The 19,602-nt window shown below is 41.1% G+C and carries 14 protein-coding genes and 1 pseudogene; 6 read left to right on the top strand and 9 right to left on the bottom strand.

Annotated elements, in window-relative coordinates; all coding sequences use genetic code 11:
• Positions 1–14: 14 nt before the first annotated feature.
• Both E5N72_RS17100 and dapA read right to left on the bottom strand, forming a co-directional pair.
• Positions 15–1,316: a DEAD/DEAH box helicase gene (locus tag E5N72_RS17100; protein WP_135926335.1), complete on the bottom strand. Its 1,302-nt coding sequence runs from the start codon at positions 1,314–1,316 to the stop codon at positions 15–17.
• A 109-nt stretch (positions 1,317–1,425) separates the two neighbouring features.
• Positions 1,426–2,340, bottom strand: coding sequence for a 4-hydroxy-tetrahydrodipicolinate synthase (dapA, locus tag E5N72_RS17095; protein ID WP_135926939.1), 915 nt, complete (start codon positions 2,338–2,340; stop codon positions 1,426–1,428).
• Positions 2,341–2,500: 160 nt separating this feature from the next.
• On the opposite strand from dapA, the gene E5N72_RS17090 reads away from it, so the two are divergent.
• Positions 2,501–3,154 carry a DUF6058 family natural product biosynthesis protein gene (locus tag E5N72_RS17090; protein ID WP_135926334.1) on the top strand — a complete coding sequence of 218 codons (654 nt, stop codon included), beginning with the start codon at positions 2,501–2,503 and terminating at the stop codon, positions 3,152–3,154.
• A gap of 240 nt (positions 3,155–3,394) precedes the next feature.
• A complete protein-coding gene (locus E5N72_RS17085) occupies positions 3,395–7,174 on the top strand; it encodes a S8 family serine peptidase (protein WP_135926333.1) in 3,780 nt (1,259 codons plus the stop codon).
• A gap of 97 nt (positions 7,175–7,271) precedes the next feature.
• On the opposite strand, the gene E5N72_RS17080 is transcribed toward E5N72_RS17085, so the two are convergent.
• Entirely contained in the window at positions 7,272–7,544 is a 273-nt protein-coding gene (locus tag E5N72_RS17080; protein ID WP_135926332.1) for a hypothetical protein, read from the bottom strand.
• 203 nt (positions 7,545–7,747) lie between these two features.
• On the opposite strand from E5N72_RS17080, the gene E5N72_RS17075 reads away from it, so the two are divergent.
• The gene (locus tag E5N72_RS17075) at positions 7,748–7,999 is read left to right on the top strand and encodes a type B 50S ribosomal protein L31 (protein ID WP_135926331.1); all 252 of its coding nucleotides are present in this window, start codon (positions 7,748–7,750) and stop codon (positions 7,997–7,999) included.
• A gap of 19 nt (positions 8,000–8,018) precedes the next feature.
• Positions 8,019–8,156, top strand: a complete 138-nt coding sequence (gene ykgO, locus E5N72_RS17070) for a type B 50S ribosomal protein L36 (protein WP_135926330.1) — start codon at positions 8,019–8,021, stop codon at positions 8,154–8,156.
• A 51-nt stretch (positions 8,157–8,207) separates the two neighbouring features.
• On the opposite strand, the gene E5N72_RS17065 is transcribed toward ykgO, so the two are convergent.
• A complete protein-coding gene (locus tag E5N72_RS17065; protein WP_135926329.1) occupies positions 8,208–8,594 on the bottom strand; it encodes a cytochrome b562 in 387 nt (128 codons plus the stop codon).
• A gap of 336 nt (positions 8,595–8,930) precedes the next feature.
• On the opposite strand from E5N72_RS17065, the gene E5N72_RS17060 reads away from it, so the two are divergent.
• On the top strand, positions 8,931–11,774 hold the full coding sequence (locus tag E5N72_RS17060) for a TonB-dependent receptor (protein ID WP_135926328.1): 2,844 nt from the start codon (positions 8,931–8,933) through the stop codon (positions 11,772–11,774).
• Positions 11,775–11,924: 150 nt separating this feature from the next.
• Entirely contained in the window at positions 11,925–12,968 is a 1,044-nt protein-coding gene (locus E5N72_RS17055; protein ID WP_135926327.1) for an ABC transporter substrate-binding protein, read from the top strand.
• A 36-nt stretch (positions 12,969–13,004) separates the two neighbouring features.
• On the opposite strand, the gene E5N72_RS17050 is transcribed toward E5N72_RS17055, so the two are convergent.
• From E5N72_RS17050 to E5N72_RS17030, 5 genes and pseudogenes are all read right to left on the bottom strand, one after another.
• Entirely contained in the window at positions 13,005–14,630 is a 1,626-nt protein-coding gene (locus E5N72_RS17050) for a di-heme oxidoredictase family protein (protein ID WP_135926326.1), read from the bottom strand.
• A 43-nt stretch (positions 14,631–14,673) separates the two neighbouring features.
• On the bottom strand, positions 14,674–15,825 hold the full coding sequence (locus E5N72_RS17045; protein ID WP_135926325.1) for an imelysin family protein: 1,152 nt from the start codon (positions 15,823–15,825) through the stop codon (positions 14,674–14,676).
• Positions 15,826–15,837: 12 nt separating this feature from the next.
• Positions 15,838–17,241 carry a hypothetical protein gene (locus tag E5N72_RS17040; RefSeq protein ID WP_135926324.1) on the bottom strand — a complete coding sequence of 468 codons (1,404 nt, stop codon included), beginning with the start codon at positions 17,239–17,241 and terminating at the stop codon, positions 15,838–15,840.
• A 268-nt stretch (positions 17,242–17,509) separates the two neighbouring features.
• Positions 17,510–19,279, bottom strand: coding sequence for a sugar phosphorylase (locus E5N72_RS17035; protein ID WP_135926323.1), 1,770 nt, complete (start codon positions 19,277–19,279; stop codon positions 17,510–17,512).
• A 12-nt stretch (positions 19,280–19,291) separates the two neighbouring features.
• Positions 19,292–19,602, bottom strand: a pseudogene (locus E5N72_RS17030) (glycosyl transferase); the annotation flags it as partial.

The raw sequence follows: 19,602 nt of genomic DNA, 5'->3' as shown, positions 1-19,602 counted from the left end.
TTTTTACAACTAAATTATTTTTTAAGACTTAACTTATTGCCTTTTAATGATTTACGCACATTTGCAATACGCGAACGGTTCTTTGCGCGGGCTTCACCTGTAGCTTGGCCTGATGGCTTGTTTGTACGACTACGGCGTAAATGCGATGGCTTTTTAACTATTTTCTCAATTAATACATCACGGTTACTTACTTCGTAACCAGGCAATACGATTCGTTTAATGCGTTGGCCAATTAGCTTTTCAATATCGAATAAAGTATTTTCTTCTTCACGACTAACAAATGAGATAGCCTCACCTGGTTTTCCTGCACGACCAGTGCGGCCAATCCGGTGAACATAGTCTTCTGCAAGCCATGGTAAATCGATATTAATAACACGCGGCAAGCCTTCAATATCAATACCACGCGCAGCCACTTCGGTTGCTACTAGTACGCGAACTTTGCCTTCTTTAAATTCACGTAATGCGCGGCGACGGTTACCTTGCGTCTTATCACCATGACAAACAACAGCAGGGATACCATCAAGATTAAGCTCTTTAACAAGCTCATCAGCTGTTTCTTTCATGTTCACAAAAACCAGTACTTGCTGCCAGTTTTTCTTACCAATTAATTCAGATAAAAGCTCTTGTTTACGGCGCTCTTCGACTGGATAAACAACGTGTTGCACTGTTTCTGCGGTACTGTTTGTTTGGTCTACATGAATGATTTCTGGTTGTTTTAGAACTTTACTTGCAAACTGTTTAATTGCCGCAGGAAAAGTGGCAGAGAATAATAAAATCTGACGCGCTTCATTACAGCCGTTGATGACTGTTTGCATATCATTGATAAAGCCCATATCTAGCATGCGGTCAGCTTCATCAAGCACTAAATGTTTTACACTTGCTAAGCTGATATTACCTAAACGAATATGATCAAGTAAGCGCCCAGGTGTTGCTACAACAATATCGACACCCGCTTTAAGATCATTTGCTTGGCCAGCTAAATTTATACCACCAAATAAGCACACTGTTTTAAGTTCGGTATACTTAGCAAACGATTTGAAATTATTAGCAATTTGTTCAGCAAGTTCACGAGTCGGCGCAAGCACTAATGCACTCGGGGCATTATTATCACTAACTGCTAATTCTGATAACTTTTGGATTATTGGTAATGCAAATGCCGCGGTTTTACCCGTACCAGTTTGCGCACTAACAAGTACGTCTTTGCCTTTTCTTACCGCAGGAATTGCACTACGTTGAACGGGAGTAAGCGTTTCGAAATTAAGCTCATCTAATGCCTGTAAAAGCTCAGAAGAAAAACTAAATGATTTAAAATTCATGCTGTATAACCTGCGGCCATTATATCAAGGGTCGCAAATTATACAGAAAAAAAATGATTTTAGTTAGTTATAACTTAACTAAATATGCGCTAAATGACTTAATCTGCACTTAAAGCAAAATAACGTCTTGCTCAGCTAAAATATTTGCCTCACTACCCACAATATCAGCAACATTAAGTTCGTTAATATAACCTAAGCCAATTTCTTGCTGCGCATTTGTTAGTGGCACATAAGGTAAACGGAACACAGGGTTCACCGCACCAGTCATCATCAGCGCCGTATTGATCGCAATCGGATTAGGCTCGCAGAATAACCAGTTCATAAGTGGCTGTAGTTTTGTATTTAGTGCCTCATTTTTTTCATCCATCAATTGACGGAAAAGGCCGGGAATTAAGTTAGATGTAACTGAGATCACACCATGGGCATTATGAATATGCCTTGCATCATGCGCTTCATCGTCATTACCTGACCAACAAGCTATGCCTTGCTGTTCATAATGTGCGATACGCTCATTACCACCGCACTCTTTTACACCGATAAAATGCTTGTGTTTTGCCAAAGGTTCAATGATATCAGGTGTTAAATCTTGACCTGTGCGACCCGCAACATTGTAGATAAACGCCGGGCCAATATCGAGTAAACGATTAAAGTGCTCTTTTACACCAGCCATTGACGTACGGCCATAATATGGATTAATTTGCAGCGCCGCATCCATACCTGTTGCAAAACCATATTCAGTTGCTTTTATAGCTTCACGCGTATTGTTACTTCCTGTGTTACCAACAATTAATAAGCGGTCAGAGAATTTGCTCACACTGTGTGCGATTAGCATTAAGTGCTCTTCCCAATTCATTAGTTGACCTTCACCGGTCGTCCCACCGACAATAATGCCATCAACTCCAGCTGCAATTTGCTGTTCAACAAGGTCGTCATAACAAGCAAGATCAATTTCACCATTGGTTAAATAAGGTGTTTTAATAGCTGTGATCAAGCTTGCTTGTTTAATTGTTTCTAGGCTGCGCATAACTTTTTTAATGTTTGGAAAATTTGCGCTAGTTGTATCATAAACCCAGCCATTTTCCGAGTAGTCTGATGCAATAAATAAAAAAACTTGAGAAAAAATCAAACTTAAGCCAAAATCAAATACTGTATAAATTAACAGTATTTATTGTGAGTAATTGATAATGCAACTTTCCAAATTTTTGGCAACCTACTTTTATACTACTGAAGAGCTATGTCAAACCCTCTCAATTGATGAGGATACGCTTGCAAACTGGCAACAAAGTAGCTTATTTCCCAAACCTAGTTATTGTTTGCAGAGTCAATTAGAGTGCAGTTCATATTCAGGTATTTATCAGTGTGAAGAGTATCAAGACTATTACCCGCGAGGTGCAGCAAGTTGGGGGCAATTAATCATAAAACATGACATAAGCTCATCATGCCAAGCCTTTAATTATTTTGCTCAACATTACTCAACACAACTTGCTAAACTTGCTGAACAAGGGTTTGCCATTGACGAAGAATTGTTTGGTAGCGACATAGATGAGCATTTACAACAAGTATGGCAGCAATTTCTATGCAGCAAGTATGGCGTGCTAACACAAAATGGTCTCGTTGAAGAAGCTGTGCAACTTGATGTTGCTAAACTGCTTATTGATGATATTACTGAGCTTCGGACAAAGACTGGTTTGAGCGTGGAAGAGCGCCAAACCCTGCATAAAGCACTCAAACTCATGAATCGCGCATTGAGTCACGGTACCGGGCACGAAGGTAAAAATACCCTTCGCCATCGTTACATTGATGATGTGGTGGCAAAATATGATTTATCAGTAAAATAACGGCTATAAAATCCGTTTTTTCTTGAAAGTGAACATACCATGAACCCATGCACAAAGTTACAACAATGTATCACTTGTTAACTTTTGGTTAGTACATTTTGCTACTTTTGTTTTGTAGGTTTTCAGCTAGATAGCCGTTAAATTCATCTCGAAGAGTTATCTTTGGGTCATTAAAAACATGACAGCCTCTCGATAACTCCTTTCTTCCCAATAAATTATATTAAAACGAAGGATGAATAGATGAAACCTTTCCCAAGGCTTGGTCGCGTCAAAGCGACCTACTTGGCTATGCTCGGTTTAACCTTTGCTCAGCCAACTTTAGCGCAAACTAATGTAGTAACTAATCAAACTAAAGCAGATGCGCTTACATTTACCCTGATCACCGGTGATAAAGTCTCTGCTGTCGTAAACAAAGATGGCGAACTAAGCGGCATTCGTTTGCTCAATGCTGATGGCTCCGATGCAATTACCAGTATTTTTAAACGCGGTAAGAGCACATACGTTGTACCTAATTATGCACAAGCGCTTGTTGACTCTCAAGCAATCGATTTAGAACTATTTAACATTAATAAGTTGTATGAATCTGGCTATGATGATGCGTCAACAGATGCTTTACCTGTGATTGTTGAGTACAAAGACGGAACTCTAGCTGGTGCGGCCGTTCCATCAGCCTTAGCTGGCATGTCTCTGACTGGCGAAATCGAGCTAATCGATAGTGCAGCGTTTGCTATTAGCAAAGAAAAAGCGGCACAAACCTGGCAAACTTTGGCTTCACAAGCTGATGTAGAAGGTATTTGGCTGGATGCTGTTGTGCATGCGCATAAAGTAACTCAATCAGCAGCCTTAACACCTACTGTGCCATTAACAGGTGCCTATGGTGAATCTGCAATTAACTTCAATGGTGCAGGCATTAAAGTAGCCGTACTTGATACAGGTTATGATACTGAACACCCAGACTTACAAGGTCGTGTTATTGCATCTCGTGACTTTACCTATTCAAGCAATGGTGTAGATGACTTAAACGGGCACGGTACGCACACAGCTTCAACTGTTGCAGGTAATGGTCATGAGTCAGATGGGAAATGGGTAGGTGTTGCCCCAGCAGCTGATCTCATCATTGGTAAAGTACTGAGTAATACTGGCTCTGGTTCAACCTTCGGTATATTAAATGGTATGCAATGGGCTGTGCTTTCCGAGCAAGCTGATATCGTAAATATGTCTTTAGGTGGCTCGGGCACTAGCTGTGGTGGCCCACTTGTAGAGATGGTGGAAGCGCTGAGCGACAAAGCCCTGTTTGTTATTTCTGCAGGTAATAGCTTTACCCGCGAGACAATTGGTCTACCAGGCTGCGCGCCAAGCGCACTGACTGTTGGTGCAATTGATAGAGAAGGTAATACAGCTTCATTTTCATCACGAGGCCCATCGCCAGATGGTCATTCAGCAAAGCCTGATATTGCCTCACAAGGTGTGTCTGTTGTAGCTGCTGCTTCAGGTGGTCTAGGCGATACTGCATACCGCGTCTATTCGGGTACCTCAATGGCTGCGCCTCATGTTGCTGGTGGTGCTGCGCTTGTTATGCAGGCTCGTGCAGAGCTTAGTCCACAAGAAATTAAAGACGTTCTAACTTCGTCAGTATTTAGCGGTGATTCTCACGTTCTTGAGCAAGGAGCTGGCGCGATGAATATCGACCGTGCCATTAACCAAGCTATAGTTGCCCCTGCCAACCGTGAACTAGGCTTTTTTGAAAACAGTAATAGCGATGAGTTTACACAAACACACATCACACTGACTAATACGTCTGATTCAGATATTACCCTTAAACTGAAGCTAGATTTAATTGGTGAGGATGGCAAAACGCAATTACCTGCTACGCTGGCAGGTTTAGATACCAAAACAATCACCATACCAGCTCAAGGTGAAGCAAATGTGCCTATGTGGATTGACCCACGCGTTGCACTTAATAACGGTGCATATGGTGCTATCACAGGTCGAGTTACAGGCACGACTGTTGGAACAAGCGATCATCAAGTTACAGTTCCTGTCTCTTTTTGGGTTGCTCAACCTACCGTGCAATTATCTGTTAACTTAACCGACCGCTGGGGCAATCCAGCCACTTCACCATCAAAGCTTTATCTAATCAACGAAGAAGATGATTGGGGTAGCTTGGTCAGATTATCTGGCGGCAAAGCGAGTATTGATGTTCCTGCAGGTTACTACACACTGATTGCAAACATCATGACATTCGACAACCCGCAAACAAGCTCAGGTTTAGTTGAATCAGCAGCACAGATGGCTGTTTTAAGCCGTAAAATTGATGGCCAAACGCATATCGATTTTGATGCCCGCAGCGCTCAAAAAGTTACCTTTAAAGCAGATCAGCCACTCGATCCACAAGGCTATTCTTTTGGTTTTACCTATGCAATTGACGATGAAAAAGTAGCTAAACTCGCAGCGATTGAGATGGCACCAGATTACGTCAATGAGATGTATGCTTGGTCACAGGGCCATGATGATCGTTTTCGCTCATTCATTACCACTCGTGCCGTTGCACCTGAGACAACGGTCATGATGCAAAATGGCGAAAAGCTTGATTACATCAAGCAAGGTTTAGCATTGTCATTCCATGGTGAAGGGTCTGCTGAAGTTCTCCCTGTCGGTGATGCTGGTTATAGCACTGATTGGAGCCAGTTTGATCTGGATGGTAAAATTGCACTTATTGCAAATCCAAATTATCTCACCTCTTACATGGTTGGTAATGCTATGAAACATGGCGCCATAGGCGTGATTTTCTATCGTCCAGACCGTGGTGGTCGCTATAAAGGTGCGATTACAGGCACACCAAAGGTACCAGTTATCGGTATCAGCACTGAACAAGGTGAAAGATTAATGGCCGAGATTGAAGCCGGCAACAATCTTGTTAGTTGGTCAGGTATAGCGGCTGAACGCTCGCCATACGCTTATTCAATTAATCACATTACTGATGGCAGGATTGAGTCAGGGCAAATCAATATCGCTGACCATAGAATGCATAAGATCACTGCCTCGTACCATTCACAAAATGATGAACGTCCAGCTTGGACTGATGTAATGGCAATGACCAATAGTACCGGTGAATTTTATTCGACGGGTAGCTCACAACTTATCATGTTGCCTCAGGTACGAGACGAGTATTACACCGCGACAGCTAAAAATGCCTGGACTAACGTTGTTATGCCTAATTACCAAATTCAAAGTGCGGGCGCTTATTTTGACGGTCCTCGTGCTATGACCGAAGGGGCTGAAGAAACAACAACATGGTTTAAAGGCCCTCGAGCAGGTAGCTTGGGCAGCGGTGGTTCACCGATTATTCGTCGAGATACTAATGTACTTTACTTTAATCTTGCCTCGTTTGGCGATGCGTCAAACCATGACGGTATTTTTGGTTATATGGGCAGCTCTGCATTTGGTTTACGTTTAGATGGCGAGCCAGTATTTCCATATCAAGGAACCTTAACACTCGAGCCAGGCGACCACCAAGTAACCCTTGAAATGCGCTCTTATGCTCGTGGTGTTGGTGAGCGTTCACCTGTTAAAGATCATTTAGGGTCACTCTATCAAGGCTTCTACACCTTTACTGCTAACGAACAACAGCAGGGTGCACAACCTATCTTGGTGCCTATGATCGACTTACCTGTTGATATTAATAACAGCATGCAAGTGGGTGAAGTGGCGCATATTAAACTAACAGGTTTACTCGATGGAGTTGGTGAAGTACCGCTTGCAAACGTAGAGTTCCAATACGCTTACGGTCAAGAATGCGGTATCGAAACAGTCCCTGCTTATATTTATTGTCCAGTATCGACTCAGTTTTCAACCGAAAATTGGCTTGATGCTAAAGTAGAACAAATAGACGGTGAATGGGTTGCTACTATTCCAAATACCGGCGTTAAAGGAGACTTTGTACATATTCGTACTATCGTTTCTGACTATGGTTCAAGTTCTGCCGAACAAATTACTATGCGAGCATACATGCTTGACTAATAAGTTAATGCTATAAACTAAAAGCCGCCTTTGGGTGGCTTTTTTAGTTCAAAAAAACAACAAAACAGTTAATTTGTTTTGGTAATTCAGCTATCAGCTAATCTAAATGCTCATAGTGTCCACGATAGACTTCAAAGGTTTTAACCACGGTATGTTGCTCTTTACTTAGATTATCAAACCAATGATCAAAACGCTCATCATCATCCTGCTCACTAAGTGCTAGATACTGAGCCAAAAGCTCTATTATGTCGTTATGTGAACACAGCAAAGTATCAACTTGGTTTGCTAATGTAGAGTGATCTTTATCGCGAAGCGTGTTCATTACATTTTGATCTAGTTCTTCGCGGCCAGCTATATCATTCACTTCCATATCCCTCTCTTAAATAAGCACGCATACCTAGTTATAACAGCCTTATTAACAATAGCCAGTTTTTTAAATTCAACTGCTCACTGATTGTTCATAATGACTAATTTTAAGCCAACCAACCTACAAATAAGAATTATTTTTACCTTGAAGCCTGTCTATTTTTGCTTTATATTTGATATATTATCACATAACACAAAAGGTAAATAATGAAGCCTAATATACACCCTGAATACCATCAAGTAGCGTTTCACGATACTGCTGCCGACAGCTACTTTATTATCGGTTCGACGATTAAAACATCTCGTACTATAGAGCTTGATGGTAAAACATACCCTTACGTACCAATTGATGTATCGAGTGATTCACACCCATTTTATACCGGCAAGCAAAAAGCAGTAGCAAGCGATGGTCGTGTAGCTGCATTTAATCGTCGTTTTAAAAACTTAGCGAGCAAGTAAACCGCGTTTAGGAGTTAAAATGAAAGTATTAAGCTCTCTTAAAAGTGCAAAATCCCGTCCGGGTTGCCAAATTGTCAAGCGCAAAGGCCGCGTTTATGTAATTAATAAAGACAATCCGCGCTTTAAAGCAGTTCAAGGTAAAAAGAATAAGCGTTAAAAAAGGTGCTTCAGCACCTTTTTTAAGTCTAATTTCGAAAATTAAATAATATTATTTTCCAAATAACAGCTGCCAAAAACCTGGCGGTTCATGGAGTTCATGGTATTTTTTTCGTAAATCATCTATTGATTTAAGAGGTACTTTCGCTGCATCAAGTCCCTGCTTGCTGGCTAGTTCTTTAGCCAGATTTGCCTGTTTTATTACTTTATCAAGTCCTTCAAGAGATGCTGTTTTATGCTGTTTAAAGTCGGCTGTCCGTGCTTTTTCTAACAAGTGAATAAACTCATCAATTGATGTATTAAACACTTCAAGACTCGTTGCACGAACCGAGTTTTTATAAGCCAGCCCCATATTCTTCATATTTGCTTCAAGATCGAGCTCTTCTGCTACACAGACTGCCGAGAAAAATACCAATAAGGTAACTAGAAAAAATTTCATAAAGTACTCATGTGGAAAAACTTGGCCGCATTATATGTCGAAACACATCATCAGCCTAATTCAAAAAGTTAGCATCAGTTTATAAAATAATATTACTATATCAAAAATTACATCAATTGATAATCGTTATCATTGCAAAAAAACTAACTATAAATTTCAACACAAAAACCAACCACCCAGTAACCAACTGTTATATATAAGTTTTATTTTACTACATTTTGCTACGAATTTTTTATTGCAAAAAAAGGGGACAATGCTAGAGTACGCTTGTTAACATTTAAAAAACATGGTTAACACCCCTTCCAGGGATAAAACAATAAAGTAACAGGTGAAACAATGATAAAAAATAATTATTTAGGTGCTAGCATCAAGCTTGCTCTATGCTCATCGGCGCTTGCCATTTCTAGCCAATCTATAGCTGCTGAAGAAGAAGTAAAATCAATCGACCGTATAGAAGTAACTGGTTCACGTATTTTACGTGAAGGTGCTATTGCCCCTGCTCCAGTAACTGTTATCAGTGGTGAAGACTTAGTTAACACAGGTGCTGTAAATATTGGTGAAGCACTAAATAAATTACCAGCCCTTGGTAACACTTATTCACTAGCAAACTCAGGTCGTTTTATCGGTACTGCGGGTCTAAACATTCTTGATTTACGCAATATGGGTACAGACCGCACACTTGTACTTGTTAATGGTAAACGCCATGTTTCTAGCTCTGCAGGTTCTCAATCTGTTGATACCAATACAATTCCAAGCACATGGGTAGAGCGTGTTGAGATCATCACAGGTGGTGCATCAGCTGTATACGGTGCCGACGCTGTAACAGGTGTAGTTAACTTTATTCTTAAAAAGAACATCGAAGGCTTAAGTGTTAGTGTTACTAAAGGCGCCTCTGAACTAAGTGACTACAAAAACGAAAAAGCAACGTTTTCATACGGCACGAATTTCGATAATGACCGTGGTAACGTAGCCTTTGCTGTTGAATATTCAGGCCAAAATACATTAAATGCGCTTGATCACCCATGGACTGATGGCTCTTTCTTTAGCTTGCGTAACCCAGATCAAAACGAAGAAAACAAAGACGATCCAAATTTCCCTGATAGAATTTACACACCAAACGCTGGCTATTATGCGATTAATAATGCAGGTGTTTTTGCATCAAGCAATGGCTATGTTAACTCATTCAACCCAGATGGCAGCCTTCGTGACATTTATATAGGTGACCGAGTAGATGGTCTTGCATGTGCTGACTGTGATTCATTCAACCTTGCACAATTCAATGAAATTCAGCCTGAATTTGAACGCTACAACGTAAACTTCAAAGTTAACTATGACGTTGCTGAAGACATGAATGCTTATTTCGAAGCAAAATATGTAAACAGCGAAGGCGAAAGCATTGGCCAGCCAGCATTTTTCTTCTTTAACCCAAATAACAGCATCAAGATTGACAACCCATATCTTGACTCGAGTGTTAAAGATCTAATGGAACAAGAAGGTGTTAGCTCAATCATGGTTAACCGTATGATGACAGATTTAGGTCGTCGTATCGAAAACAATACTCGTGAAACAACCCGTTTTGTTGCTGGTTTGAGAGGCACAGTATTCACTGATTGGGAATTAGATGCATCAGTTGTTCATGGTCAAACAGACTTAGAGCGTATTAATGGCGCTAACATGATTATGGCAAACTACTACAATGCTCTTGACGCTATTGATGATGGCGAAGGTAATATTGTTTGTCGTAGTGAAGAAGCACGCGCTGAAGGCTGTGTACCGGTAAACATCATGGGCTTTGGCGCACCAAGCCAAGAAGCAATTAATTACATTAATACGGTATCAACAGGTACTTCTGAGATTACTCAGACAGTAGTAACTGCATCACTTGCAAACTCAGCAATCTATGAATTACCAGCGGGTTATGTTGGCTTTGCTGCAGGTGTAGAATACCGTAAAGAAGAAAGTGAAACTAAAGAGCCAGATAATGCAGTAGGTACATTCTTCAACGCACTGGGTGAAGATAAAGGTGATTTTGATGTAAACGAGATTTACTTCGAAGCATCTATCCCATTACTAGCTGACTTACCACTTGTTCAAGACCTAGTACTTGATACAGCAGTACGTTATGCTGACTACAGCACAATTGGCGATGCAACAAGCTGGAAAGTTGGTTTAGATTGGACTGTAAACGATCAACTACGTGTTCGTGCAACACAATCTGAAGCACTTCGCGCACCTAACATTGGTGAGATCTTCGGTGCACCGAGCCAAACATTCTACAACGTTGATGACCCTTGTTTAGCTGATAACCTAGATGATTTACAAAATTCAGAGGTTCGTCGTGCAAACTGTGCTGCTTTAGGTGTTCCTGCAGGCTTTGAATCAGATTACGACTCACAAACCCTTGAAGGTTTAGTAAGTGGTAACAGAGACGTTAAAGGTGAAGAGTCAACTAGTACAACTATTGGTTTAGTTTACCAACCGTCATTCCTAGAAAACTCTGTTATTACAATCGACTATTGGAAAATTGAATTAGAAGACGCAATCTCAACAATTGCCTCTCAAGAAATTCTTGACCGCTGTGTTGACGCTGAAGGCGGTATCAATAACCAATATTGTAATCTAATTACACGTGATAGCACATCACATGAAATTACACTGATTCAAAACTCAGTATTAAACGTTTCTGGTCAAGAAGCATCGGGTGTTGACTTTGAGTTAGGTTATGATTTTGACGCACTAGAAGGCAACTTCTCTACACGTTTAATTGGTACATACCTAATTGAACGTAAAGACTTCCCGTTCCAAGATCAACCTGAAGATTACATCGAGTATGCTGGTACAACTGGTGAAGCGAAATGGCAAGCTAATTTAACTATCTCTTATAAGCGTGATGGTTTCTTTGCAACGTTTGATACACGTTACCTAGATGAAGTAAGCCTTTACACAGACCAAGAGTTAGAAGATAACCCGAATCCAAATAGCTTAATGAAGTTTGGTAGCTATGTTATTTCTGACGCAACAGTTGGTTATAACTTCGAAAGCGGCTTTGGCGTTAAAGTAGGTGTTGATAACATCTTTAACCGAGAGCTTCCATTCGGTACTCGAGGTACAGGTTCTGGTAGTGCAAGTTACGATAACATCGGTCGTTTCGGCTACTTAAGACTATCTTACGATTTCTAATCGTTAAAAACTTTGATTCTCTTAGGGCTGCACATTTGTGCAGCCCTTTTTCTATCAGATATTAAAAAAATACCCTATTCCAATCATTTACTTAAAATCTACCAATTCAAGCTATACTCTACCCTACCGGTCTTTTAACCCAATAAAGCCATGCTTAAAACAGTATTTATCACTATCTGTCTATTTTACCTGCCTGGTGTTTTTGCCAAGCAAAGTATTATTTTTATTAATCCAGGTCATGCAGATACCAATGTAACAGGCCCGTTTTGGTTTGAAGTGTCGCAGTTGATGCAAGACGCTGCAAAAGACTTTGATCTCGATTTAACTATTCATTATGCCAATCGAAATCATATTGAAATGAAATCTTTAGTGGCTAAAGCAATCAAAGCTAAGCCAGATATGCTCATTTTAGTTGATGAGAAAAGTGTGCTTACGCAACAGCTTTTAAGCTTGTCTCCTGTACCTACACCCATCTATTTTTTACTCAACCGCCCATCTAAGCAAGAGCTAAAACTTATGAGTGATCATGGTATTAATGTCGCTGGTAGCGTAGTACCCGATAACAAACAAGCAGGCCAATTATTAGCTAACAAACTAATTGAAAAGAGCCAGCAAGCTGCCAACATTTTCGCAATTAATGGAGACTACACAACCCATGCAGCCCTTGATCGGGAGCAAGGTTTAAAGCAAAGTGTGGCATCTAATACTAGTGCAAACATTACTGCTAATACAGTTGCCAATTGGTCAACTAAACAAGCCTACCGTCAAAGCCTTGGTTTTTTTAGGCATCAACCAACTATTAATATTGTTTGGGCGGCAAATGATGCGATGGCGTTAGGGGCAATTGCTGCGCTTGATGAGTTAAACAAACGCAAAAACGTAGTGGTTGGAGCAATTAATTGGCCGCTTAGGGCGGTGGCCGAAAAAATAGATATCACAATCGGTGGTCATGTTACGCTCGGAGCTTTAGCTATAGTAAATGTTCATGATCTACTCAATAATTACTCAACTGGAGCAATGCATCAAGAAGTGGCTATTTTCAGTCAACATAACGAACAAACGCTAAAGCTCGTTGAACAAATTCACAGTAATAACGTGGCAATTAACTTTCGCGTTTTCAGTAAAGCACATATAAACCCTCTTCCCTTTAGTGTTGAATCTCTTCTCTTAGAGGCAACAAAAAGCGCACTGTAAAGGGCGTTGACAGTGCGCTATTAAAGGGCTTTACAGCTATAGTGATTGTAAAAAGCTGATTAACTGTGATCTTTTTTCACTGCTAAGCTCTGTAAATTCACGCTTACTTTTTTCAGCTTCACCACCATGCCATAAAATCGCTTCTTCAAGTGTTGCTGCACGCCCATCATGTAAGAAACCAGCGGCAGGGTTAACTGTTTTCGTTAAACCAATCCCCCAAAGCGGACGCGTTTTCCACTCACGGCCTGTTGCCATAAAATCACGGCGGTTATCTGCGAGCTCTTCACCCATGTCATGCAACAACATGTCGGTAAATGGCCAAATTTCTTGCCCTTTAACTGCCGCAGGCGCTGCAACACCGCCCAGTAATAAAGCGGCACCATTTGCGGTTACAAAACGAGGCGTATGGCAACCAGTACAGTTTAAATCATCGAATAAACGTGCACCGGCTTTAACACCTTCGTCTGCTACATTACGACGTGCTGGCACAGCAAGTGTTTCTGCGTAAAACACGACCGTATCAGCAAACTCATCACTGGCTTCTGGCAATCCTTGCTCATCAGAACCGGTATCTTGATAGTTAGTACGAGATAAATAACTTTCGTGCATTAATGTATTGGCAATGCTTTCTTCAGGGAACAATGAGTTGGTTACCCCCATGTCACCACGAAGTGCACCCAGTGATTGCTGTCTGACTGATGGTGTACTGGCTTTCCAACCAAATCGTCCAAGTGATACAGGGTTTTCATCACCCGCTTGAGCCTTAACAGCATCAAATACCCAGTTTGCTTTACCAGAAATTCCATCGTTGTCGGCATCATCGACATCTTCAAGCGCTAGAATATCTTGCTCTTCAATCGCTTCAAGCAATCCAAGACCAAAGACAGGCATACCATTACGGGCACTAAAACGTACATCTTCATTGGCAAGGGCACTTAAACTGAAGTTTTCAGGTGAGTCCCATGCATTATCGATAGTAAATACCGGCTTTTTCAACGTGACAGTACTGCCATCTGGGTAGCTAAACTCCGTGTAATCATAGCTTAGATATACATCAGCTTGGCCACCAAAATTATGCGTTTGCCAGTCTTCACGGGCTTGTAAAATCCCCCGGTGAAAGAGTTGATCCCCAAACCCTTCAACGCCTGTAACCTGACAAAAATCATTGATACTACTTGGCATTTCACACACGCCATCGGCTAAGCTAACGCGTAAAAAGATCCCAGCATCATTCGCTAACTTCACAGTTTGCTGTTCAGCGGTTGGAACAATAGTACTTGGGCGACCATCTCGTTGGTGACAAGCATTACAGTTATTGTTATTAAAAACTGGCCCTAAACCATCGAGTTCCGGGTGTGCATCATTCGGGGCTGTCGTAAAGGATGTTTCAAAATTAGCATCGCCAGTTAAGTGAATATCGAGTTCTGAATCACTTAAATTAGGCATAGGTGTAGAGAAACCATGGCCTGAATTATTGGTATCGAGGGCTGTCGCATCACCTGCCAAGGCAACGACATCAATATAATTTGGATCAGTTTCGCTGCTTGTTGGTGGTGGCGTTGTCGTTTCGGTCGCGCTTTTATCGCTGGTTTTACTTCCACATGCCACTAAAGATAAGGCTGTGAAAGCAAATAGAATTGGTTTAATTGCTTTTACATTCATGACGGTATCTTGCAAAGAGGGGAAGCAAATGCTTCCCCAGCGATTATAAATTCCACTCTTTGATAAGTGGCACAACTTCTTCTTCAAGGGTCGCTTGTAATTCACCTAGCGCATCAATCGCTGTTTGAATTCGAACGCGACCAGCATCATCCTTAATCGCTTGTCTAAATGGCATATCATCTGCACCTGCAATGGCATCAATCGCTGCAATCGCTGCTGAAATTTGAGTTTCAACTTTCGCTGCTAGTTCAGCGTCACCGGCATTGATAAATGCTTTAAGACCTGGGCTGTCGTTTTCATCGCTGAATGTGCCTAAAAACACATTTTGTACACCAACAATGTTGTTGCTAAAGTCAGTTAATGAGTTCCAGCTATATTGTGATTCAACCAATGATGTGTCAGCTGTGTCTTTGCTAGTACCAAATGGTTCTGCAATTTTACCGTTACCTACCTCATCAACAATACCGATAACCCCATTGACTAACTCTTCGATAACACCTAACTCAGATGAGTATTTATCATTGCCCGGTGTTAATAAATAATCTTTATAAGCAGGTTCATCATCCGCATTTGCAGAGATAACCCATGCATCAACAAGGCTTTGTGTATGAATATTAAATACTTCAGCACATGCAATTAAGTATTCCATTTCACGCACAGTCATTTCGTCAATTGACTTATCGTTATCTTCAACGCCATTACCGAATAATAAGAACTCCATGGTGTGGAAACCTTGTACACCATCGTCAAAGTTCTTCACATTATCAGCCGAGAACGTTGTGTTACTTGCAAGTAGTGCTTCTAAATCAGCGGTATTCAGTGGCCAAGTATCAAGATGTGGATCAATTGATAAACTATCAACAGGACCAAAGATATGTGACTCACCTTGCTCCCAGAATACACGTGCATCTTTCCATGCTTGTTGAGCAGCAAGCAGCGCGGCTTCGTTTTTGTTTTCTAATAATGTCAGTGTCGCGTTATGTAGAACCGTTGCCTTGCTGTTTAGCATTTCGTAACCATCAACAATTACTTGCTCAGTTACGTTTTCAATTAAATCTGTTGCGTCATAGCTAAAGCCTGTTACTTCAGTAACAGGTGTGCTTGTATCTGAAGAATCGTCCGAAGAAGACGAACCACATGCAACAAGTGTTGACGCTAACATTACAGCTGTAATGCTGTTTAATACAGTTTTCATCCCAAGATTCCTTTATAGTTCTGTAGAAAATTTATAGCCAAGAGAGGCGCTAAAGTGAGTCGTGTCATCGATATCGTCTTGTGCGTAATAACGTTGACCGCCCTGAAGTTTTAGAATTAAGTTTTTGTTTGGAAGGTAATTCAAACCAAAGTTAAGCTCACGAATGTCGTAACGATGAATAGCCGCACCACTGGCCACTTCAAGCATTGGGTTGGCATAATCAAACGAGGTAAATACATACAGCGGCGAAGATAAATCAAACAGCCCCTGCATATTATAAGCGGCTTCTACAAATGCAGATTCAGCTTTACTACCAAGCTGTGCAAAGCTTCCCGGACGAAGACCCGGCGTAGTTTTATTAGCAGCAGTGATAGCAACTGAGTCTTCTAACTCGCCAAATAAGTACTGACCACGGAACACAAGATCATCTAACGTCCATGCACCATGTAACCCGAGAATAGACACGTTTCCATCCACATCAAGTTTGCCCTGATTGCGACGGTTATCAGATGTATTTGCCGTATAGTAACTAACACCAAACCCTTTACCGGCTTTAACATTGCCATAATCAAGGCGTAATGTGAGCGCTAAATCATCTGCGGTATTTTCTTCAAAGCGTTGCTGTGCACCACCCGCGACCCAATTAGTCGAACGGAAGTATTCAGAGTTAAGACCCGTCGTCACCAATGTTTGCAGTGTAAAGTCAGACCAACGAGAAATTAAGTTAACCCCAGTTTCATGCCAAACTTGCGGGATCATAGTTGCCTCACCCCAATGGCGAGTCGTGGTAAAGTATTGATCTGGCTTGTTTAAGTCTGTGCCTAAGCCTACCGGAACATATATATGACCAAACTTGACTGTAAAGTTAGGGTTATATTCATATTCTAGCTGTAGCTTTTCGACAATAACTTCACCACCCGCTTCAACTTCTGATTCAAATTCGCCAAATTCTTCAAAGCCGTCATATTCAAGCGTGGTACCTGTACCGCCGTGTTCATACTCAAGTTCAAATTCGACTTTCCACTTATCATCAATTTCATATTCAAACTCAGTGACAACTCGCTCTAAGTCTGTAGTGGCGCGGCGCTCTGGTGAAGTATCTTGAACGTTGGCAAACACTTCGTCACTTTTGTAAAGCAAAGTACCATAGCTTTTAAAAGTAAGTTTTGAGTCTTTTTTGCTTGCAACTGCAGCAATTGGGGTTGCTTGCTCAGTAACAACTGGGGCTTTTTGCTGCACTGCAACTTGCTGGGTGTTTTTCGCATCTAATTGACTTTTTAAGTAATCAATCGCTTTTTGTTGTTCAAGGAGTTGTTGTTGAAGTTTTTCGAGTTGGGCTTGCATGTCATCATTTGCAACACTGCATAGTGGAGTCAAAGCCAATGACACCGCGAGAGAAAGTACTGCTTTGTTCATCGTAAAGTGCACCTAAAAATAAAACCAAATGGTAATAGTTATCTTTTGCATTGTAAATATTGTTAACTTTACTTTTTACTAAAAACGGTAAATTAGATTAAACAAGATTTAATTTCTAAGACTATTTCATTGAAAATTAAGCTGGAATGATAATTTGGTGTGCAATAAGGGAGCAATTTACGATAACTGTAAGTTACTTGTTAACAAGCAAACCCACCTGATAGGCTTACTTGTTAACGATAAGACTTGTATTATCTTGATGATAGGATTATTTATTGCTGAGCCAAACTGCTTGATATGGAGTCAGCGACAATGTTTGTGTTTGCTCAGTAATTTGCTCCCCGCTTATTAAATCTCGCCACTGCTCGGTACCAATCAAATTTAAGTCTGCAAGAGTAAGAGTTTGCGTCTCATCACTAATGTTATAAACACAAAACATGCTTTGTGAACGGTTAATACTTTGTCGCCAAAAACCAAATAACCCCTCACTTAAATGTAACGTATATTGCGTCGCATTAGGGTGAAATGCGCTTTGCGCCTTACGAATAGCCATCAAGTTTTTCATCGCTTTAAACACAGTACGGTGATGGGCATTTTCATTACTCAGTTTTGCTAGTAAATCTGATTCTTGCCAACGGTGACGGTTAATAGCCCGATTATGTTGGCTATTTTCAAAGCGCTCATAATCGTTGGTAGTACCGAGTAAGCTATGAATGTACAAACCAGGAATGCCTTCAAGCGCAAACATAATGGCATGTGCACATAAAAAGCGAGCAACTCCCCACTTATCAGGGCCTTTATGGGTACCTTGCAATGCATCAAATAAAGCAATGTTTAATTCATAAGGGGTGTTAGTTCCATCAGGTGCGGTACGCAGTGAGACTTTACCGCCATACTTTGCAGTCGTACTGACCATTTCGGCAATTTCACTTTGCTCCAATAACCCTTCGACAGGCCTTAAACCAATACCATCATGTGAAGCTATAAAGTTAAAGTATGCGGTCCCTTCTTGAGGAGGTGGCATACTCATCATCCAATGCTTTAATGCAGTGCTGTCGCCACTGAGTAAAGTGTGTAACAACAACGGTGGCAATGAGAAGTTGTAAATACAATGCGCTTCGTTGGCATTACCAAAGTACGATAGGTTTTCGCGATTTGGAATATTGGTTTCAGTGATAATAATCACATTAGGCTCAAAGTGCTCAATAAGGGTACGAAGTAGCCTGATCACTTCGTGAGTTTCAGGTAAATTAATGCAACGGGTATTGAGCTTTTTCCATAAAAAAGCCACCGCATCAAGGCGGAAAATACGCACACCATTATCTAAATAATGACGAATAATACCCACAAACTCGTTAAGTACATCTGGGTTGGCAAAATCAAAGTCGACTTGGTCATGACTAAACGTACACCACACATGTTGCAAACCATCTTTTGTTTCGACCGCTTGTAAAAGAGGCGATGTACGCGGACGAACAACCTGCACTAGGTCGTCACTCGGGCTTGCCGTTTTAAAATACCCTTTACCCGGCTCTTTGCCTTGAATAAAGTTTTCAAACCAAACGCTGCGGCTTGAACAATGGTTGATCACCAAATCAGCCATCAATCTAACATCTGCTGAAATATCACGAATATGCTGCCAACTGCCTAACGCTTCATTCACTTGCACATAATTCATTACCGCAAAGCCTTCATCTGAGCTATATGGGTAAAATGGCAAAATGTGAAGTGCATTAAGCTCAGGCAAGCATTGGCTTTTTACAAACCGATGTAGAGTATGCAAAGGTGGCTCTTCAGGCTTTGCCACGGCTTCATCCGTATTCGCATGGCGAATGATTGAATCACCATAAGCAATTAAAATCATGTCTTGCTCATCCCAACGGTTTTTATGCGGCGTTGGGTCACGTACAGGATCATCACCTAACATGGTATTGATAAGCCTGTCTGCAAGTTGTTCAAGCGAGGTTGATAACTCAACCTCGGCGTAGATACAGGTTAAATGCTGTATAACCCGTTGTTGGAGTAGCTCTAAAGTCACGTGTCTTCTCCGTTAAATAAATTCTTTGTTATCAAGCTCTACGGCTTCTTCTAAGCGAGCAAATACATCTGGCATTGCCGAAGCGACTCGGTTCCAACTCGGCACAAATGGTGCCTCCATTGGGTTTTCTAAGAAGTGCTGACCCGCATTCATAATGTTTTGCGCAAACATTTCAACGGCTTTCTCTTCATGGTGAATATCAAGTGTTAAACCATTCATCAGCGCATCGTTGTGATAAGTTTCGATAAAATCGAGTGCGATACGGTAGTAAGTTGCTTTTAATGAACGAATTGTTTCGCTGGTAAAGGTCACCCCTTGGGTAG

The sequence above is a fragment of the Pseudoalteromonas sp. MEBiC 03607 genome, assembly GCF_004792295.1.
GTDB classification, from domain to species: Bacteria; Pseudomonadota; Gammaproteobacteria; order Enterobacterales; family Alteromonadaceae; genus Pseudoalteromonas; species Pseudoalteromonas lipolytica_C.
The sequence above is the reverse complement of the archived record's forward strand: the minus strand, read 5'-3'. Positions and strand labels throughout refer to the sequence as shown.